At 69.7% G+C, this 15,746-nt stretch carries 23 protein-coding genes; 3 read left to right on the top strand and 20 right to left on the bottom strand.

The window, feature by feature from the left end:
- The 13 genes from ssb to FREUN1FDRAFT_RS43505 form a co-directional block, all read right to left on the bottom strand.
- Window positions 1-274 (bottom strand): single-stranded DNA-binding protein (gene ssb / locus FREUN1FDRAFT_RS05895; RefSeq protein ID WP_006539063.1); only part of this gene is annotated, 274 nt, incomplete at its 3' end.
- 37 nt (window positions 275-311) lie between these two features.
- Window positions 312-494, bottom strand: a complete 183-nt coding sequence (locus FREUN1FDRAFT_RS05890) for a hypothetical protein (RefSeq protein ID WP_006539062.1) — start codon at window positions 492-494, stop codon at window positions 312-314.
- Between the two features lie 80 nt (window positions 495-574).
- Window positions 575-697 (bottom strand): hypothetical protein, encoded by a 123-nt coding sequence (locus tag FREUN1FDRAFT_RS47345; protein ID WP_006539061.1) that lies wholly within the window; start codon window positions 695-697, stop codon window positions 575-577.
- A gap of 105 nt (window positions 698-802) precedes the next feature.
- On the bottom strand, window positions 803-997 hold the full coding sequence (locus FREUN1FDRAFT_RS05885) for a hypothetical protein (RefSeq protein ID WP_006539060.1): 195 nt from the start codon (window positions 995-997) through the stop codon (window positions 803-805).
- A gap of 26 nt (window positions 998-1,023) precedes the next feature.
- Window positions 1,024-1,398: a hypothetical protein gene (locus tag FREUN1FDRAFT_RS05880; protein WP_006539059.1), complete on the bottom strand. Its 375-nt coding sequence runs from the start codon at window positions 1,396-1,398 to the stop codon at window positions 1,024-1,026.
- Window positions 1,398-1,613 (bottom strand): hypothetical protein, encoded by a 216-nt coding sequence (locus FREUN1FDRAFT_RS05875; RefSeq protein WP_006539058.1) that lies wholly within the window; start codon window positions 1,611-1,613, stop codon window positions 1,398-1,400. The genes FREUN1FDRAFT_RS05880 and FREUN1FDRAFT_RS05875 overlap by 1 nt, the downstream gene beginning before the upstream one ends.
- Window positions 1,614-1,835: 222 nt before the next feature.
- Complete coding sequence (locus tag FREUN1FDRAFT_RS05870; RefSeq protein ID WP_006539057.1) at window positions 1,836-3,968, bottom strand: hypothetical protein; 2,133 nt, start codon at window positions 3,966-3,968, stop codon at window positions 1,836-1,838.
- Window positions 3,965-4,225, bottom strand: coding sequence for a hypothetical protein (locus tag FREUN1FDRAFT_RS05865; protein ID WP_006539056.1), 261 nt, complete (start codon window positions 4,223-4,225; stop codon window positions 3,965-3,967). The genes FREUN1FDRAFT_RS05870 and FREUN1FDRAFT_RS05865 overlap by 4 nt, the downstream gene beginning before the upstream one ends.
- 10 nt (window positions 4,226-4,235) lie before the next feature.
- Window positions 4,236-4,406: a hypothetical protein gene (locus FREUN1FDRAFT_RS43510; protein WP_006539055.1), complete on the bottom strand. Its 171-nt coding sequence runs from the start codon at window positions 4,404-4,406 to the stop codon at window positions 4,236-4,238.
- 85 nt (window positions 4,407-4,491) lie between these two features.
- A complete protein-coding gene (locus FREUN1FDRAFT_RS05860; protein ID WP_006539054.1) occupies window positions 4,492-5,604 on the bottom strand; it encodes a hypothetical protein in 1,113 nt (370 codons plus the stop codon).
- The gene (locus tag FREUN1FDRAFT_RS05855) at window positions 5,601-5,897 is read right to left on the bottom strand and encodes a DUF6284 family protein (RefSeq protein ID WP_006539053.1); all 297 of its coding nucleotides are present in this window, start codon (window positions 5,895-5,897) and stop codon (window positions 5,601-5,603) included. The genes FREUN1FDRAFT_RS05860 and FREUN1FDRAFT_RS05855 overlap by 4 nt, the downstream gene beginning before the upstream one ends.
- Window positions 5,894-6,313, bottom strand: a complete 420-nt coding sequence (locus FREUN1FDRAFT_RS05850; RefSeq protein ID WP_006539052.1) for a hypothetical protein — start codon at window positions 6,311-6,313, stop codon at window positions 5,894-5,896. The genes FREUN1FDRAFT_RS05855 and FREUN1FDRAFT_RS05850 overlap by 4 nt, the downstream gene beginning before the upstream one ends.
- Entirely contained in the window at window positions 6,313-6,456 is a 144-nt protein-coding gene (locus FREUN1FDRAFT_RS43505) for a hypothetical protein (protein WP_006539051.1), read from the bottom strand. The genes FREUN1FDRAFT_RS05850 and FREUN1FDRAFT_RS43505 overlap by 1 nt, the downstream gene beginning before the upstream one ends.
- Window positions 6,457-6,680: 224 nt before the next feature.
- On the opposite strand from FREUN1FDRAFT_RS43505, the gene FREUN1FDRAFT_RS05845 reads away from it, so the two are divergent.
- A complete protein-coding gene (locus FREUN1FDRAFT_RS05845; RefSeq protein ID WP_035950294.1) occupies window positions 6,681-7,052 on the top strand; it encodes a helix-turn-helix transcriptional regulator in 372 nt (123 codons plus the stop codon).
- A gap of 247 nt (window positions 7,053-7,299) precedes the next feature.
- The gene (locus FREUN1FDRAFT_RS05840; protein ID WP_157474367.1) at window positions 7,300-8,616 is read left to right on the top strand and encodes a hypothetical protein; all 1,317 of its coding nucleotides are present in this window, start codon (window positions 7,300-7,302) and stop codon (window positions 8,614-8,616) included.
- Here the strand turns inward: FREUN1FDRAFT_RS05840 and FREUN1FDRAFT_RS05835 are convergent.
- The 3 genes from FREUN1FDRAFT_RS05835 to FREUN1FDRAFT_RS05825 all read right to left on the bottom strand — a co-directional run bounded on the left by FREUN1FDRAFT_RS05835 (window position 8,613) and on the right by FREUN1FDRAFT_RS05825 (window position 11,987).
- The gene (locus tag FREUN1FDRAFT_RS05835; RefSeq protein ID WP_198144250.1) at window positions 8,613-9,395 is read right to left on the bottom strand and encodes an aminoglycoside phosphotransferase family protein; all 783 of its coding nucleotides are present in this window, start codon (window positions 9,393-9,395) and stop codon (window positions 8,613-8,615) included. The two genes, FREUN1FDRAFT_RS05840 and FREUN1FDRAFT_RS05835, sit on opposite strands and share 4 nt — an antisense overlap.
- A 711-nt stretch (window positions 9,396-10,106) precedes the next feature.
- Window positions 10,107-10,937, bottom strand: a complete 831-nt coding sequence (locus FREUN1FDRAFT_RS05830; protein WP_035950250.1) for an N-acetylmuramoyl-L-alanine amidase — start codon at window positions 10,935-10,937, stop codon at window positions 10,107-10,109.
- A gap of 231 nt (window positions 10,938-11,168) precedes the next feature.
- Window positions 11,169-11,987 carry a DUF3097 domain-containing protein gene (locus FREUN1FDRAFT_RS05825; protein ID WP_006539045.1) on the bottom strand — a complete coding sequence of 273 codons (819 nt, stop codon included), beginning with the start codon at window positions 11,985-11,987 and terminating at the stop codon, window positions 11,169-11,171.
- Between the two features lie 177 nt (window positions 11,988-12,164).
- Between FREUN1FDRAFT_RS05825 and FREUN1FDRAFT_RS05820 the strand changes: the two genes are divergently transcribed.
- Window positions 12,165-12,755 carry an isochorismatase family protein gene (locus FREUN1FDRAFT_RS05820; RefSeq protein WP_006539044.1) on the top strand — a complete coding sequence of 197 codons (591 nt, stop codon included), beginning with the start codon at window positions 12,165-12,167 and terminating at the stop codon, window positions 12,753-12,755.
- Between the two features lie 49 nt (window positions 12,756-12,804).
- On the opposite strand, the gene FREUN1FDRAFT_RS05815 is transcribed toward FREUN1FDRAFT_RS05820, so the two are convergent.
- The 4 genes from FREUN1FDRAFT_RS05815 to FREUN1FDRAFT_RS05800 form a co-directional block, all read right to left on the bottom strand.
- The gene (locus FREUN1FDRAFT_RS05815) at window positions 12,805-13,095 is read right to left on the bottom strand and encodes a DUF4193 domain-containing protein (protein WP_006539043.1); all 291 of its coding nucleotides are present in this window, start codon (window positions 13,093-13,095) and stop codon (window positions 12,805-12,807) included.
- A gap of 191 nt (window positions 13,096-13,286) precedes the next feature.
- Window positions 13,287-13,820, bottom strand: a complete 534-nt coding sequence (locus tag FREUN1FDRAFT_RS05810) for a DUF3145 domain-containing protein (protein WP_035950246.1) — start codon at window positions 13,818-13,820, stop codon at window positions 13,287-13,289.
- Between the two features lie 278 nt (window positions 13,821-14,098).
- Window positions 14,099-15,061, bottom strand: a complete 963-nt coding sequence (locus FREUN1FDRAFT_RS05805) for an SPFH domain-containing protein (protein WP_006539041.1) — start codon at window positions 15,059-15,061, stop codon at window positions 14,099-14,101.
- Window positions 15,062-15,139: 78 nt separating this feature from the next.
- Window positions 15,140-15,664 carry an NfeD family protein gene (locus tag FREUN1FDRAFT_RS05800; RefSeq protein ID WP_006539040.1) on the bottom strand — a complete coding sequence of 175 codons (525 nt, stop codon included), beginning with the start codon at window positions 15,662-15,664 and terminating at the stop codon, window positions 15,140-15,142.
- Window positions 15,665-15,746: the final 82 nt, after the last annotated feature.

Here is a 15,746-nt window from a genome sequence, read left to right as displayed (position 1 = left end):
CACGGGTCTCGTAGGAGCGCTGCTTGAGACGGCCGGTCACGATGACCCGGGTGCCCTTGGACAGGGACTCGGCGACGTGTTCGGCGGGCTGACGCCAGAGCGAGCAGCGCAGGAACAGCGGGTCACCGTCGACCCACTTCCCGGTCTGCTGGTCGAGGGTGCGGGGGGTCGACGCGATGGTGAATCCGGCCACCGGGACCGCGTTCGGGGTGAACCTCAGCTCGGGGTCGGTGGTCAGGTTCCCGACCACGGTGATCACGGTCTCTCCAGCCATGACGGTGTCCTTCCGGGATGGGTCGGTAGGTCGGGGGTCAGAGCGCGTTGACGAACGCGGCCAGGCCGTGGGCGACGTCGACACCGGCGCGGGCGACGGTGGTGACGGTGGCGGCGGCCTCGGTGGGCTGGCGGGCGGCGTAGACGACGAACGCGACCAGCGCGACGGTCAGGATGAGCGGCCAGCGGCGGAAGCGGCGGGTGAGACGGGCGTGCTTCACGAGACGTCCCCTTCGAGGGTCAAGGCGTTGAGTCAGGGGTGGACGGGCCGGGCGGCCCGCCAGGCGGTGCGGGTGTCCTGCTAGCGGTTCAGCGAGCCGTGCACGACCTGGCGGTGGGTCTGCTTGTGCTGGGTGAGTTCGGCGGCGGAACTGGCGGTGAGCGTCGAGCCGCAGTCCGGACAGGTGTGGCTGTGGTCGGCCATGCTGGGTGGGCCCTTCTTCCGTTTCGGCGGGGGTGAGGGTGGCCCCGGTGCGGCGCGTGGCTGTCCAGGCGTGGGCGCCGCACCGGGTGCGCTGGTGGCCAGGTGCTACCGCCAGCCGGCGGCGGTCCAGCGGGTGCGGGTGACCTCGACGCAGCCGCCGCGGCAGAACGGGCCGTGGGAGCCGGCGGCGTGCCGGTCGGCGTTCTCGCGGAGGATGTCGGCGAGGGTGGTCAGGCCGTCGTTGCGGGCGGTGGCGGCCTCTAGGGAGGTGACCTTGCGGATGGAGCGGCGGAAGCGCATGGGGGTCCTCGGTTCCAGGGGTGGGGTCAGGTGGGGCAGCCGGACGCGCAGTACGCGCCGCGGCTGGTGACGGTGAGCGGGCCGCGGGTGCCGCACCGGTCGCACTTCGGCAGGACCACGGCCGGAGTGGCGGCGGCGGCGGTCTTGCGGGTGCGGGTCGTGGTGGTGCGCTTCTTCGGCACGCGGGTGCGGGTGGTCTCGGTGCCGAACCGGCCCGTGCGGCTGGTCGTGGTCCGGCCGTCGACGGTCAGACTCCGGCCGACGATCCGGTCGGCGGCCCGCTGCACAGCACCGACGGCCTTGTCGCCGATCGCGGTGGCGTTGCAGGCCGGACACGGGCCGCGGTCCTTGCCACGGCCGACGAACTTCGTCCCGCGGCAGCGGGGGCACTTGGCGGCCATCAGCGGCCACCTGACCGGTGGTGGTTGTTGGTGCAGGGGACACGGCCGGCGGTGTCCCCGAAGACGAAGCCGAGCGATCCGAAGTCGTCGCAGTCGGGGCAGTGGCCGGGCCGGACCTGGCCGCTGTTCATCGTCCACTCCGGCCGCGGCGACCCGGGGGCAAGCTTGACGGTCACCTTCTCCTTGGACGGGTCGCGACCGAACAGTCTGGGCATCCGAGTCTCCTCACTCTCTGTAGTCATCGATGGGTGTGCGGGAGGGTGCTCGCGGGCAGTTAGATCACCGGAGGCGGGTTAGATCTCTCACTCGGCGGTGTCAGGTGGCCCGGAGCGGTGCTGAGCTGGGGGAAGTTAGGGAAGTGAGTGCCGGTGGGGCAGTGAGTTCCGCCCGCCACGGCCCCCTGTGGAGCGGGGTTCGGGGGCTGGTGGGCGGCTCACTCACTCGTCCAGGTCGGCGGTCGACCGACGGCCGATCGCCTCACGGACAGTGACGGGGTCGAGGGGCCAGCGGTTGCCGGTGCTGGGGACCTTGATCCCTTCGGTGGCGAGGAGCTTGACGAGTCCGGCGCCGGTCAGGGCCTTGTAGGCGGGCCAGGCGGGGTCGAGGTTCTGCAGCAGGGCGGCGGCTTTCGCCGCGTTGATCGGTTCGGTGCCGAGCACCTCGTCGAGGTCGTCAAGCAGGTCCCGGGGTGCGTCGTCCTGCCTGACACGGCGGGGACGGTCGGACCCGGGGACGGGCAGGCCCTTGCGGTCCAGCTCGTCCAGGGACCGGCCGATCAGGGCGGGGACCTGCTTCACGTTGATGAAGTACGTCTGCGCCATGACGGACCGCTCACCGGTGAACCCCTTCACCAGCGCGGTTCCCTTGTCGGTGCCGGGGATCAGTTCGGTGGCGCGGTGCCCACCCCGGTAGGCGCCCTGCCCGAGCAGGGCGTCGTTCGCGACGTGGTCACCGACGGCGTAGGCGATGCCGTTGGAGCAGTTACGGGTGACGTCACGGGGCATCGAGTCCTTCGTCGGTGCCTGTGTCGACACGATGAGGTGGATGCCTCGCTTGCGGCCCAGGCGGACGATGTCGACCAGGAGATGGGAGATCTCCTTGCCGTAGAGGGGGTGCTGGACAGCGAGATGGGCCTCTTCGAGCAGGGCGAACAGCGGGTGCAGCCCGATCCCGGCACTGGCGACCCTGCGGTTCACCGCTTCGACCTCGTGATCGACCAGGAGCTGACCGCGTGCCTGTACCTCCTCGTACAGCTCGCGCAGGTCGTCGAGGATCTGCGCCATGTGCTCGTCCTCAGCACCCATGACGTACCGGGAGCACCGGGGCTTGAAGTGTTCGAAGTCGAAGTTCGTGTCCGGCACCCAGATCCGGATCTCGGCGGTGATGTCCAGCGACACCCCCCCGAGGATCGTCCGGGCGGACGAACTCTTGCCCTGACCGGGCATGCCGCCGGTGATGGTGTTGCGTTCCATCACCGGCGCGACCAGCGCGTCACCGCGCAGAGACCGGCCGAACGGCACGCCCTTGAACACGTCGACCCACCCGCCTTCCAGCAGCGGGTACGGGCCAGCACCTTCCTTCAGCGCGCCCGGATCGGCGACCCACACGTCGAGCAGGCCGGCGTCCTCACCGGTGCGTAGCCACACCTCGTTGACCCGACGGTGCAGGGACGCGGCCAACGCTTCCCGCTTCGCCTGTGCGGTGATGTAGCTCGCGGGCAGACCGTCGGGCAGCCGGACCAGCGCATAGGTGCCACGGCCGTCCTTGCGGGTCGGGACCACGTACTGCAACGGCGCGACCTTGAGAGCGTCGGTGATGTGCTTGATCCGCAGTGAGGCCAGCGCCCGCGTGAGGGTCCGCTCATCGATCACGACATCGATCTCGCCGTCGGTGGACGTCGCGACCCACCCCGGCACGTCCGCATCCCTGCCGGCCCGGTGAGTGATGACCAGCCACGCCGGCACGACCCCGGCCAGAGCGAGCGGGACCACGATCGTCACCGTGGTGACCGCCAGGCGCAGCAACCAGCCGATGAAGTGCCAGTAGTCGCCCCACCCGACACCCAGCGGGGTCACCACCCCGGCCAGGATCCCGGCGGTCACCAGCACCCCGGTCACCACCACCACCGCGGCCAGGGAGGAAATCGCGGCCGACCGGAGCAGGACGGGCAGGTTCGCCACCCTGGTACGGCGGGCTTCCTTCGCCTGGTGCAGCCGGTCCATCCACACGGCCAACTGCTCGTGGTCACCACGGGCCCGTGCCGCCCGGATCTGCTCCCGGATCGCCGCGTGCGTCGCCGCGTCCACCGCGCGGCGAGCCAGCACCCCATGCCCCAACGCGGCCTGAACGGCCACCCGACCGGCGACACGGGCAACCTGCCGGGTGTCGATCGGGAACACCGGCGCGGCCGCGGGAAGGTCCGCGGGCGGGTCTGCGGGCCGCGGGACGACGGCGTGGCCGTCCTGGTCGATGACCGTCCCCTGCTGCGGGTCGAAATCGGTCGTCCACGGGCCGGGGAGCACGACCCCGCCAGGCGGGGTGTCGTCGTCGTGGTGTGGCTGCTCGGTCATCGGTGGTCACCTCCCGGGTGGGTCCAGTCAGCAGGGGTGGGCGTGGCGGTGGACAGAAGCCAGGTCGACGCCCCCAGTGGGCTGATGCCGGCAGCCGTCGCGACGGCGACGTCGACCCGTTCGACGGCGGTCACGACCAGCGCCACGACCAGTCCCACCGCGCGCAGCGTGAGGACTGCCAGGGCGATCAGGACGACCGGGACCGTGAGCCACAGCGGCAGGCGCCGCAGGTCGTCCCGAACACTTCCGCTGGTCATGACCGTGTCCTCAGCGGCCGTACGGCCGGTGGTAGTCCGGGCGGACCAGGTCCAGCCGCTCGGCGATCAGGTCACCGGCGTCGGCGGCACCGGCCAGCGTCAGGCCGGTGAGGGCGCGGGTCATCGTGGTCTGCTGGGCACGGACGCGGGAGCGAATCTGGCGGCGGGGTGAGCGGGCCATGGTCGGGTCCTTCCATGAGGGGTGGGGTGGGGTGGGGGCGCGTACGGGACGTGAGGGTTCGACCCGCACGCGCGTCGAGGAGTGGTCAGGGGTTGGGGTACAGCTCGGTGTTCACGTCGTCGCGCAAGGCACGTGCCTTGTCGGGGGCGACCTTCAGTTCCCGGCGAAGGAACTCCGCCGACACCGGCTTGCCGTTCTTGCGGGCCAGGCGGAGCGCGGCGGCGCGTACCTGCTTCGCCGTGCGGGCCCGAGTCGCCTGCTTCGGCGGGGTCGGATCGACCGGCGGCGGCGGGTCCGCCACCGCGACACCGCCCAATCCACCGAGGTCAGCCCCGGGAATCGGATCGAGGTCACGATCGGGTGCTCCGGACACGTGCGGATCGAGGTCACCGGCGATCAGATCAGCGAGTGCCGCATCCCACTCATCGACCGGCACGGGCAGGCCGGGCACCGTCGCCGCGTCGAGATCCCGACCCTTGGGCAGGTACAGGCCGGGCACGTAGACCAGCTGGGCAGTGCCGTCCGCGGCCAGCTCCACCACCGCGCGCCGCGCGGCGATCCGCCGGGTACGGGCGACCCGCCGTGCGGCCAGGCGGGCCACCTTCGCCTGCTCCCGCTCCGCCCGGCTACGCGGCGGCGCGGCCACCGCCAGCTGATGGGCGATCACACCGGCCACCGACACCACGGCCATCACAACCCCGGTCAGGACACCGGCGCCCACGCCGTGAGCGAAATTCAGCCCCGCGCCCACCGCGGCGAACACCACGATCCCGGCGGTGAGCATCCCCGTCGGCCGGTCCGGGGTCCGGCGGCGGGACGTGTGCACCGCCAGCGCGAACGCCCACATCCCCAGCTCGGACAGCACCGGCAGAACGACACCGGTCACGTTGCCGTACAGGTGCAGCCCGTAGGCAGCCATCGCGGGAACGGCCATCACCGCGGACACCACCGCGAGCGGGTAGATCACCAGTTCCACCGCGTGCGAGGCCCGCCACTGCCGGCGGGCCACCTTCACCTGCTCCCGCTTCGCGTCCCGCTTGGCCTTCTCCGCAACCGCGGCTGCGGCCTGCTTCTCCTCCAACCGGGCCGCGGCGACCACGTCCAAACGGTCCTGCTCGCGTTCCGCGGTCCGGTCGGCCCGGTCCTGCTCCCGCCTTGCAGCCTGGTCCGCGCGACGCTGCTCCGCCCACGTGCTCACGACGCCACCACCGCGGACACCTCGTCCACCATGGATGGCAGGACGTGGGCCCACCGGAGCGACTTCGCGGCAGGCAGCCGGAACGCGGCCAGGGTCACCGCGGCCGGTGACGTCTTGCCACGACCCGACCCACCGACCCGGATCAGGCTAGCGACCTCGGCAGCCTGGATCGCGGCGATCTCCCGGTCGACCTCGGCAAGGTCCGCGGCGATCGATGGCCACTCCGCTTCGATCGCGGCCAGCTCCGCCCGCGTCGGCTCCCGCTCCATCGCGGACACGCCCAGGTTGCTCACTGGGCCACCGCCCGCGCGCTCTCCATCGCCAGGACCGGCTGAACCCGGGCCTGAACAGCCGCGCTCTTGATCTCCGTGTAGATCTTCACCGGGACGCCGTTCACCGCACCCGCAATCTGCGGAAAGTGCGAGTCGTCGTCATACGTCCGCGGACCGTCCAGCGCACCGGACGCCAGGCACAGCCTGACCAGTCGCAGCACGTCCGTGTCCTCGGACCCCTTCGCACCCTCGGCGCAGACCTGTACATCAAGCGTGAGCAGCGAACGCGTCGCCGGGTGAACGGTGATGTAGAGCGGGATGTTCAGGCCACGCAGCCGGGCGAGCAGCTCCGCGCCGGCCTGCAACGCGGCGATCTGACCGTCAATGTCCGGGCCAGCGGAAGGCGCCGCGGGATCGGTCAGGGGAAGCAGAGACATCAGCGGCCACCGCCCTTACCCGACGTCCCATCGAGGATCACCGTCCACGAGTCCCGCGACGGCTCCTTGTCACCCGGCAGCGTCGGCCACGGACGGCTGTTGCCGTCATCACCCGCCAGCGGGCGGGGCAGGGCATGCTTCATACGAGTTCTCTCCTCACGGTGGGACTCCGGACCCCGGTGCGGTGCTTGGCGGCTTCGGCACCGGGGTCCGACCTTGTCGGCTCGATAGACATCGAATCAGCGCTCATTAGCGCTTGTCAAGCGACCTTGAGCGCTTATTTGGAACACGGTCACTCAGCCGGACGTTGCGCTGGTAGATCGCCGTAGGCTTGACCGACGGCTCAGCCGACCGAAGGGATGGCGCGTTGGACTGGACGGCAGTCGGTGCGGCGCTCGATGACCGCATGCATGAGCTAGCGATGACCCAGAAGCAGCTTGCTGACGACGCCGGGGTGTCGACCGCCACCCTGCGGGAGTTGAAGAAGGGTCGCGCCGACAGGGAGTGGCAACCTTCGACCTTGGCCAAGATCTCCCGGGCTCTCGACTGGCACCCGGGCCATCTGCTTGCGGTCGCGCAGGGAGCGCCCCCGCCGATCCTCGTGCGCGACGACAGAGTCGAGGCGCCGGATGAGCCACTCTTGGCGGAGCTGCGCGCCATCCGCGAGCACCTCGAACGGATCGACGCTCAAATCAGCAAGCTCGCAGACCGCGAGTCGGCCGCCGGCCAACCAGGTTGATCATTCCGCCCTCCCCTACACCATTGATCTCCATCACTCGCGGTGGGCGGTGCTGCCGCACCGTGACCCGCTTCGCACATGACCGATAGAACCCCGGGGGTGCGGGGGTGCAGGGAGTGCACGATGGGGGTGCATCCGTGCACATGGCGTGCTTGACTCTCACGATGTGGCACCAAATGGGACGAACCGGGAGCCAAACCGCCGCCTAGCTGCGGTCCTTGCCGCAGCGGGCGTCAGCAACAAGGGCTTGGCCGCACGGGTCGCCCAAGCCGCCGGCCTGGACGGTCACGACATCTCTCCCGATCACGTGTCCGTGCGCCGATGGTTGGATGGCGTCCAGCCCCGCGAGGCGACCGCTCGATACATCGCGCAGGTCCTGAGTTCGAAGCTTGGTCGGCCGGTGCCGCTCGAAGAACTCGGATTCAAGCCAGAGATGCCGGCGGTGGCTCCGATCACCCACGACTCCGCCTATCCCGTTGACTCGGCAGCGGCGATCACCTCGCTGTCGGGTTTGGTCGGTGCCGACCTGGACGACGATGCCGCGGTGGCTCAGGCTCCGTGGCTCGACTCAGCCGCACCCGGCCTCATCACGGGATTCCTGTTTGGCCCATCAATCACGGCGCCACCGGCATCGGACACGAAACCGATCCTCACTGCCAACACCGCGGACGCGATCCGCGCTACTGCGGCGAGCCTCATGGATCTGGATTTTCGCTTCGGCGGCGGGCACGTTCGAAGACTTCTGCTGTTCTATTTCCGCTCGGAGATCGTTCCGCTACTTCAGGCTCACCATCCGGCGGGACAGCGCCGCGAGATCTTCCGCGCTGCAGCGGAGGTCGTGGAATTACTCGGATGGTCCGCGTACGACGCTGGGCGCCACGGCGCCGCGCAACGCTATTACGCCCAAGGGCTCCGCCTCGCGCGTGAAGCCGAGGATGACCTTCTGGGCGGATGGATGCTCGCGAGCCTTAGCCACCAAGCAAATTATCTCGGAAAGTTCAACGACGCGGTCCAGCTCGCGCGGGCGTCGTTCGCGGCAACACGCGGGAAGTCGGGCATCACAGCCGCATGCCTCTCTCTGGCCATGGAGGCCCGTGCGCTCGCGAGTCTCGGCGACGCGCGCGGATGCGCAATCGCGATACACAATGCCGAGCGTCTACTCGAGCGGCAGGAAACCGACCAGGACCCGCCATGGATCTCCTTCTTCACCGCCGAGGAACTGGCCGGCGAGGCCGCGCACTGCTACCGGGACCTAGGAATGTCGGCGGAAGTCAGGAGCTTCGGCCGGCAAGCGCTAGACATGAACACACCTCCACGAACGCGGGCCTTCATCGGGATGGTCAACGCAGCAGGAGCCCTGAACGGCGGCGACCTAGACGAAGCCGTGGCAGTGGCCTCCGAAGCGGTGACGCTCGGAGCTGCGCTCCAGTCCGATCGGTATGTCCGCTACTTGCGGGACTTCGAGCGCGCCATTAGCGGCAGGTACCCGGGAGATTATCGAGTGGTCGAATTCTCCAACACACTCCGACTCCACCACCCGAACCTCGCCAGGCAGGGCGACTAGAAGGGATTCCACCCCCCTGCCGCACCTGTTCTGATGCATTCGATGCGCCGGTCGTACTCTTCCTTAATATCGACGGAAACGTCGATATTCTGCATAATCCATGTCGTCATCTTGATTTCATGGGTACGACAGAGCACCTCAAATCCGCTCCACCCCGTGACGTCGAATCCATATGCGTCAACGAACTCCGAGTATTCCGCGTCGTTCCACCAGCCCGCCGTGAGATACTCGGTTGCCGTCACCGCCAAGTCCCATTCGGGTTGACCCCACGCGAAACGCTCCAAGTCGATGAGAACGCCCGCACCATCCCCGTTGCACCTCATCAGGTTGTTCACGTGAGCATCTCCATGAATGACGCAAGGCGACAGAGGGAAGGATAGCCCCGCAACCTCCCGACGAAGATGGCTGCAGCGGTCGAGGAGGAATTCCTTATCCGCAAGCGGAATCGACGCCCTTTCGATCCTCCCCGCCACACGCCCCATGGGGTCCTCGGGCGGCAAGGAAAAATTGGCGGGCCGAGGAAGCGTGTGGAGGCATCGCAAAAGGTCTCCCAGGATTGCAATGTCCTCGCGGGAGCCATCACGCCCGTCGACGTACTTCCAGAAGGTGACCGGATGACCGGCAACCTCAAGCGGCTGCGGCACGCAATATGCCTGGACCACAGGATAGGCGTGCTGCGTAAGCCAACGCGACACATCAACTTCTTTTATCGCGTCACGCCAGTGATCCATCGTTCTCGCGATACGAACGACCACCGGAGTGCCCGCCAGGAGATACAAGGCGTTCTCACCGAACCGAAGCAGTCTGGCGTCGGCGGCATCAAGTCCGATCCGCCCACACGCCGCATCTAGGACGACTCGTGTCGAATCAGGCCCAAACTCCTGCGCACCGACTCCCTGCTTGCCACTTCGGCCGTCTCGGGGACGCCATTCGGTCGAGGGGTCCAGAGGGCCATCTGTCACCCGACCATCCTCCCCGACACAACCCGCCGTGATGGCATCTGTCGACATCTCCGCCCCCTCTGTGGATCAACAAGGACATGACCATGCGACGGTGGATCATCGGCGCCCATCGAACGTCACCCGGACGGCCAGGCGATCTCGGGTCAGACAGACCCTCAAGTGATCATCCTGCTCGGCGGGAGGGATTCTGGAGCGCGGTTCGGTGCGAGCGAAAGCGCGAACGGAGCGCGGCGGGACGGGTGAGATCGAGGGAGACAGGGTGGGGCGTCAGGGACTCTCGATGCCCTGCTACGGCGTCACCGAGACGACCAATCAACCCACCCGGACCGGTCACGTTCAGTTGACACGGTAGAGGTCACTGGTTCAATCCCAGTATCGCCCACCACTCCGGATGCGCTGCGGCGCAGCGGAAACGGCCACCCCGGCGGGGTGGCCGTTCTGGTGTTCGGAATCACTTCCGCTGTTCGGGATCACCCTGTGGGAACTGGGTGGGAACGAACACCATACGTCGCGGGCGGGCAGTTGCACCTACGAGCGGCCGTCGTCCGGCGGGTTGCCGGTCAGGTAGGCGGCGAGCCCGTCGGCGACACCCTCTGCCGCCCGCTGACGCCAGGCTGGATCCTTGATCCGCGCGGCATCGCCGGGATTGCGCATGTTGCCGCACTCCAGGAAGACCTTCGGCACCCGGGAGAGGTTCAGCCCTCCGAGATCCGACCGGATGGCGATGCCGTCAGAACCCAGATAGTCGGACCGGGGCTGCCCGGTGGCCGCGCCGAAGGACGCCCGAAGCAGGTCCGCCAGCTGGCCCGAGCTCACCAGGATCGCACTGTTCGACCCGTCGGGGCTGGCCGCGGGCGCGATGACGTGGAATCCGCTGCCCTCCACCGGACCCCCGTCCGCATGGATCGACACCACGGCGTCCGCGCCGGCCTCGTTGCCGATGCGGGCCCGCTCGTCGACACAGGGTCCGACGCCGTCGTCCTCGTTGCGGGTGAGGATCACCGTGGCACCGAGGGCGCGCAGGACGTCCGCCGCTCGGATCGCGACGTCGAAGTCGAACGCGTGCTCCGCGTACCCGTCGTCGGTCGAAGCGCCGACGGTGTCGCACTCCTTCTGGAAACCACCGGCGTCGACGCGCCGGTTGATGGCTGCGGGGTGGGTGCCGTTGCCACCGTTGTGACCCGGATCGAGTACCACGGTCCGCCCGAGCAGGGTCCGGGAATCCTGCGCGGAGGCGACCTCGACACCGGGAGGCCGAGCGCTGGGTGAGCTGGCGCCGTCGGGCCAGAACGCCAGTCCCGCCGAAGCCACGGCGATGAGCGCAAGCGCAGCGCCGGCGAGTACGGCGAAGGGTGACACCGCTCTGGGCGTGTTCCGGGGCGTGCTCCCGGGCCTGCTTCTGGGCAATGGACGCCCCCCGCTCCTGTCCGCCCCCCGCAGGCCGGCCAGCCCAGTGCCCCGCGCCACGAAGCCACCGAAGGGCCAGACAATCTGAACTAGTCGTATAGAACCATATACGCGCTGGTCCTCAGCCCTCCCGAGTCAGGCCCGACAGCTCGGCCGGGCCCGTGACGGAGTCGCAGGACGGAATCAGGGTGCGGTGACGAAATCGATCAGCTCCTCCACCGCACGCAGCAGGCCGGGCTCCAGGTCGGCGTACGAGTCGACCGCCGCGAGGATCCGCCGCCACATCTCGACGGGATCAGCGACGCCGAGCGCGGCGCAGACACCTTCCTTCCAGGGCCGCCCACGCGGAACCGTGGGCCAGGCCTGGATGCCGACCGAGGCAGGCTTCACGGCCTGCCAGATGTCGATGTACGGGTGCCCGGTGACGAGCACATGCTCGCCGGTGACGCCCGCCGCGATCCGGCTCTCCTTCGAGCCCGCGACCAGGTGGTCGACCAGCACCCCGAGCCGGCGGCCCGGGCCGGGCCGAAAGCCACGAACGATCTCCGGGAGGTCGTCGACACCGTCCAGCGGCTCGACGACGACCCCCTCGATCCGCAGGTCGTCACCCCACACTCGTTCGACCAGCGCGGCGTCGTGCAGGCCTTCGACGTAGATCCGGCTGGCCCGGGCCACCCGGGCGGGCAGGCCTGGGACGGCGATCGAGCCCGAGGCGGTGCGCCCCGGTGGACGCGGCGCGGCCGACCGGGCCCGGGTGAGCGTCACCGGCTCCCCGTCCAGCAGGAAGACTCCCCCGTCCAGGGGGAAGGACCGCCTGCGGCCGTGCCGGTCCTCAAGAATGACCCCGCCGGCCTCGATACCGACCACGGCGCCGCAGAAGCCCGATTCGGCGTCCTCCACGACCAGGTCTCGCTCGATCTCGACCGCCCGCGGCGGCCTGGGCGCCCTGGCGCCGGCGCTGGACTGGGCCAGGACATCGGATCCGTAGTCGCGGCTGCGCACGCCCGCAACCTACAGTGGGACAGGGACGGGCATTCCCGACGACACGCCGCCGGTGTCCCGATCGAGCCATCAGCCGCCGGCCTGGGTCGGGCCGTTGGGCGTACGCCCGCGAAGCCCGCCCACGAAGCCCGGCCGAGCGGGTGCGGGATCGGGCCGGCCGAGGATCGGAGCGCAGCGATGGGCACGCGTTACGGCGACGGGGTGGCGCTTCTGGTCATCGACCTGCAGAACGATTTCGCCACGGTCGGCGGCAGCCTCTACGTCGCCGGCGGCGAGGAGATCATCGCCGGGGTGAACCAGGAGATCGCCGCGGCGGCCGACGCGGGCAGTCCGGTCTTCTACAGCCAGGACTGGCATCCGCCGGCCACGCCGCACTTCGTCACCGACGGGGGTATCTGGCCGCCCCACTGCATACGTGACACGCCCGGGGCGGATTTCCATCCCGGCGTGGTGATCGCCGGTGAGGTCATCCGCAAGGGTGTCGACGGAGCGGACGGCTACTCGGCCTTCTCCGTCCGGGACCCGCGTTCGGGCGAGCGGTCCGCGACCGTGCTCGGTCAGCGGCTCGCCGCGGGAGCGGTGACGAGCGTCGTCGTGGTCGGCCTGGCGGGTGACTACTGCGTGCTGGAGACGGCCCTCGACGCCCGGGAACAGGGCCTTGAGGTGACTGTCCCGCTCGCGCTCACACGCTTCGTGGAACGCGTTTCGGGCGACCGCGAACGCGCGGTCGCCCGGATGATCGAGGCGGGGGTACGGGTACCGGCCTGACCTGCGCCGGCCAGTACCGCCCGCCGCGGCTCCGCGGCCTCACCCGCGGTCAGGCCGCACAGTCCCGGCACACCATGCGGCGAGCGTCATGCAGCTGGCTGCGGTGGTGGACCAGGTAGCAGCTGGTGCACGTGAACTCGTCCGCCTGCCGTGGCAGGACTCGGACGGTCAGTTCCTCCCCGGACAGATCGGCGCCCGGCAGGCCGAGCTCGGTCTCGAACGGATCAGCGTCGTCACCAAGGTCCGCCGCCGCGTCCGCCCGCCGGGCCTTCAGGGCCTCCAGGCTCTGCTCGGAATCCTCGAGATCGGCTGTTCGGGGGGTGTCGTAATCGGTGGCCACTGAGTTCTCCCAGAAAGGTTGTGCTCTTGTCGTGCGCAACCCACAACGCACGACCCCGGGGGTATGTGCCCGTCCGACCCACGGGAACACGATGTGGGCTTGACCACAGCAAGATGAGCAGGTGCTCATCGCCGCGCGGACGCCCAGCTAAGGACGCTTCGTGCTGATCACGACCTGTCCGGAAAAATGGCTCATCCAGTGCGCCGGAGCCAGGTGACCGGTGCGCCGTGCGCCCCGCGGCGCAGCGGTTCCAGCACATCGTCCCAGGCGGTGCCGAGCAGCCGATGCAGACCCCGGGACAGGGTCTCCCGTGCCTCGCCGCGTTCCAGCAGGGCAAGCAGCGCCGCCTCCCCCACCACGACGTCCCCGTTGGCGGCGATGGCGGCGCGGTGCAGCCCCAGCTCGGGAGTGAAGGAGTACCGTTCCGCGTCACAGCCCGGGGAGGGGCCCTCGACCGTCTCGAAGGTCACGTGCCCCAGCCGGCGCAGAACGGTCGCCAACCGGCCCGCTGTCCCCGGGGCCGCGCGCCACTCCAGGCCGGCATACAGGAAGCCGGGCTGGCCCGGCTGCGCCGTCCAGGTCAGGGAGACCGGGGCGGTCAGCGCGCCGGACACGGCGAACTCCAGGTGCGGGCACAGTGCCGGCGGACACGCCAGCACGGCCAGCTTGCCCGGCACGACGTAGGACGACGTGCCGGATGACAGCTCACGAGCCGTCGATGACATTGCCACCACGCGGGACCTCCGTCGACGAGGAACGCCTTCCCCTGCGTCTCGTCACATGAGCCCCTCGAATACCAGTCGATCGTGCCATGACCAGCGGGCCAGGACTAGACCCGCCCCCTCCCCTGGTGCCAGTTGTGGCGTGCCCCACCCCAACAGAGTGACTGGTTCTACTGCCCGCCCAGACCAGTGAGCCTTTTCCATCGTCGGCTCAGGCTCCGGCCTCCCTGACCGTGGACCGTGAGGCGGAAAAGGCTCACCACGGACCAGCACGCGCCGGATCAGGCGATGGGTTCCTCCGCCGTGGTGGGGCCGGCCTGCCCCCCCGTGGTGCCGTTGGCCGGGCCGCGGGTGGCCCGGTCGGCACGGGCCTCGACGTCGAACAGTCCGCCGGGGCCGGCCAGGCCCCCCAGCGCGGAGGTCAGCTCGCTCGGCACGATCCACAGCTTGCTCGCCTGCCCCTGAGCCAGCCGCGGCAGCATCTGCAGGTACTGGTAGGCGAGGAGCTTCTGGTCCGGGTCGCCCTCGTGGATGGCGCCGAAGACCGTCCCGATCGCCTTCGCCTCACCTTCAGCGGCCAGGATCTGTGCCTCCCGGTGGCCTTCCGCTCGCAGGATCGCGGCCTGCTTCTCGCCCTCCGCGCGAAGGATCTCGCTGGCCTTCACACCCTCGGCGGTCAGGATCGCGGCCCGACGGTCCCGCTCGGCACGCATCTGCTTCTCCATGGAGTCCTGGATCGAGCGCGGCGGGTCGATCGCCTTCAGCTCGACCCGGTTCACCCGGATGCCCCACCGGCCGGTCGCCTCGTCGAGGACGCCGCGCAGCTGCCCGTTGATCTGGTCCCGCGAGGTCAGCGTCGCCTCCAGGTTCATGCCGCCGATCACGTTGCGCAGCGTGGTGACCGTGAGCTGCTCGATCGCGCGGATGAAGTCGGCGATCTCGTACGTCGCCGCACGCGGGTCGGTGACCTGGAAGTAGATGACCGTGTCGATGCCCACGACCAGGTTGTCCTCGGTGATGACCGGCTGAGGCGGAAAGCTCACGACCTGCTCCCGCAGGTCGATGCGTTCCCGGATCCGATCCACGATCGGCACCACGATCGCCAGCCCCGGCGTCAGCGTGCGGTGGTAGCGGCCCAGCCGCTCCACCACCATCGCCCGCGCCTGCGGAACGATCCGCACGGACCGAACCAGGAAGATCAGAACCACCAGCGCGACCACCGCGGCCGCGATGACTCCGCCCATCTCTACTCCTTGGTCAAGGCCGAGGTCGCGATCCCCGGCATACGTCCGAGACGATGCAACGGCACGCCCGGAACCGGCCTAGACGGGGGTCACCGGCCCACCAGAGCCCGGCTCACCAGTGCCCGGCCCGGGCGGGGCGAGGCCGGGCAGGTCGAGGCCGGGCGGCAGGTTCGGCTCGCTGCGGCAGACGACGGCCCGGGCGCCCTCGATCCGCAGCACCAGCACAGTCGCGCCGACGTCCAGCACGTCCGTGTCCGGGAACGATCGCGCGGACCAGACCTCGCCCGCCAGCCGCACCCGCCCGTCCCGCCCGTCGACCCGTTCGAGGACCTCCGCTCGCGCACCGATCAGCGCCTCCGTTCCGGTCCGCAGCTCCGGCCCGTGCTGGAGGTGGCGCCGCGCGACCGGCCGCAGGCCGAGGGTGAGGCCGGTCGAGGCGGCGGCGAAGACGACGAGCTGTGCGATCAGGTTCCCGCCCAGGGCGGCGACGCCCGCGCTGAGCAGAGCGGCGACCGAGAACATGATCAGTATCAGGTCGAGGGTGAACAGCTCACCCACCAGCAGGGCACCGGCCACGACGACCCAGACGACCTCATCCGTCATGGACTCCCCCTCCCGCGGCCACGGCAGCAGCGATCGGCGAAACAACCGGGCACCCGACCGGACGACCGGTCAACGATCGACA

Origin of the sequence: Parafrankia sp. EUN1f (assembly GCF_000177675.1) — a bacterium.
Lineage (GTDB): Bacteria > Actinomycetota > Actinomycetes > Frankiales > Frankiaceae > Parafrankia.
The sequence above is the reverse complement of the archived record's forward strand: the minus strand, read 5'-3'. Positions and strand labels throughout refer to the sequence as shown.

What these genes read in the sequence shown, in the direction of transcription:
- FREUN1FDRAFT_RS47345 (WP_006539061.1), bottom strand. Translation starts at nt 697, where the DNA reads ATGGCCGACCACAGCCACACCTGTCCGGACTGCGGCTCGACGCTCACC.
- FREUN1FDRAFT_RS05885 (WP_006539060.1), bottom strand. Translation starts at nt 997, where the DNA reads ATGCGCTTCCGCCGCTCCATCCGCAAGGTCACCTCCCTAGAGGCCGCC.
- FREUN1FDRAFT_RS05880 (WP_006539059.1), bottom strand. Translation starts at nt 1,398, where the DNA reads ATGGCCGCCAAGTGCCCCCGCTGCCGCGGGACGAAGTTCGTCGGCCGT.
- FREUN1FDRAFT_RS05875 (WP_006539058.1), bottom strand. Translation starts at nt 1,613, where the DNA reads ATGCCCAGACTGTTCGGTCGCGACCCGTCCAAGGAGAAGGTGACCGTC.
- FREUN1FDRAFT_RS05870 (WP_006539057.1), bottom strand. Translation starts at nt 3,968, where the DNA reads ATGACCGAGCAGCCACACCACGACGACGACACCCCGCCTGGCGGGGTC.
- FREUN1FDRAFT_RS05865 (WP_006539056.1), bottom strand. Translation starts at nt 4,225, where the DNA reads ATGACCAGCGGAAGTGTTCGGGACGACCTGCGGCGCCTGCCGCTGTGG.
- FREUN1FDRAFT_RS43510 (WP_006539055.1), bottom strand. Translation starts at nt 4,406, where the DNA reads ATGGCCCGCTCACCCCGCCGCCAGATTCGCTCCCGCGTCCGTGCCCAG.
- FREUN1FDRAFT_RS05850 (WP_006539052.1), bottom strand. Translation starts at nt 6,313, where the DNA reads ATGTCTCTGCTTCCCCTGACCGATCCCGCGGCGCCTTCCGCTGGCCCG.
- FREUN1FDRAFT_RS43505 (WP_006539051.1), bottom strand. Translation starts at nt 6,456, where the DNA reads ATGAAGCATGCCCTGCCCCGCCCGCTGGCGGGTGATGACGGCAACAGC.
- FREUN1FDRAFT_RS05820 (WP_006539044.1), top strand. Translation starts at nt 12,165, where the DNA reads ATGGGCACGCGTTACGGCGACGGGGTGGCGCTTCTGGTCATCGACCTG.
- FREUN1FDRAFT_RS05810 (WP_035950246.1), bottom strand. Translation starts at nt 13,820, where the DNA reads ATGTCATCGACGGCTCGTGAGCTGTCATCCGGCACGTCGTCCTACGTC.
- FREUN1FDRAFT_RS05805 (WP_006539041.1), bottom strand. Translation starts at nt 15,061, where the DNA reads ATGGGCGGAGTCATCGCGGCCGCGGTGGTCGCGCTGGTGGTTCTGATC.
- FREUN1FDRAFT_RS05800 (WP_006539040.1), bottom strand. Translation starts at nt 15,664, where the DNA reads ATGACGGATGAGGTCGTCTGGGTCGTCGTGGCCGGTGCCCTGCTGGTG.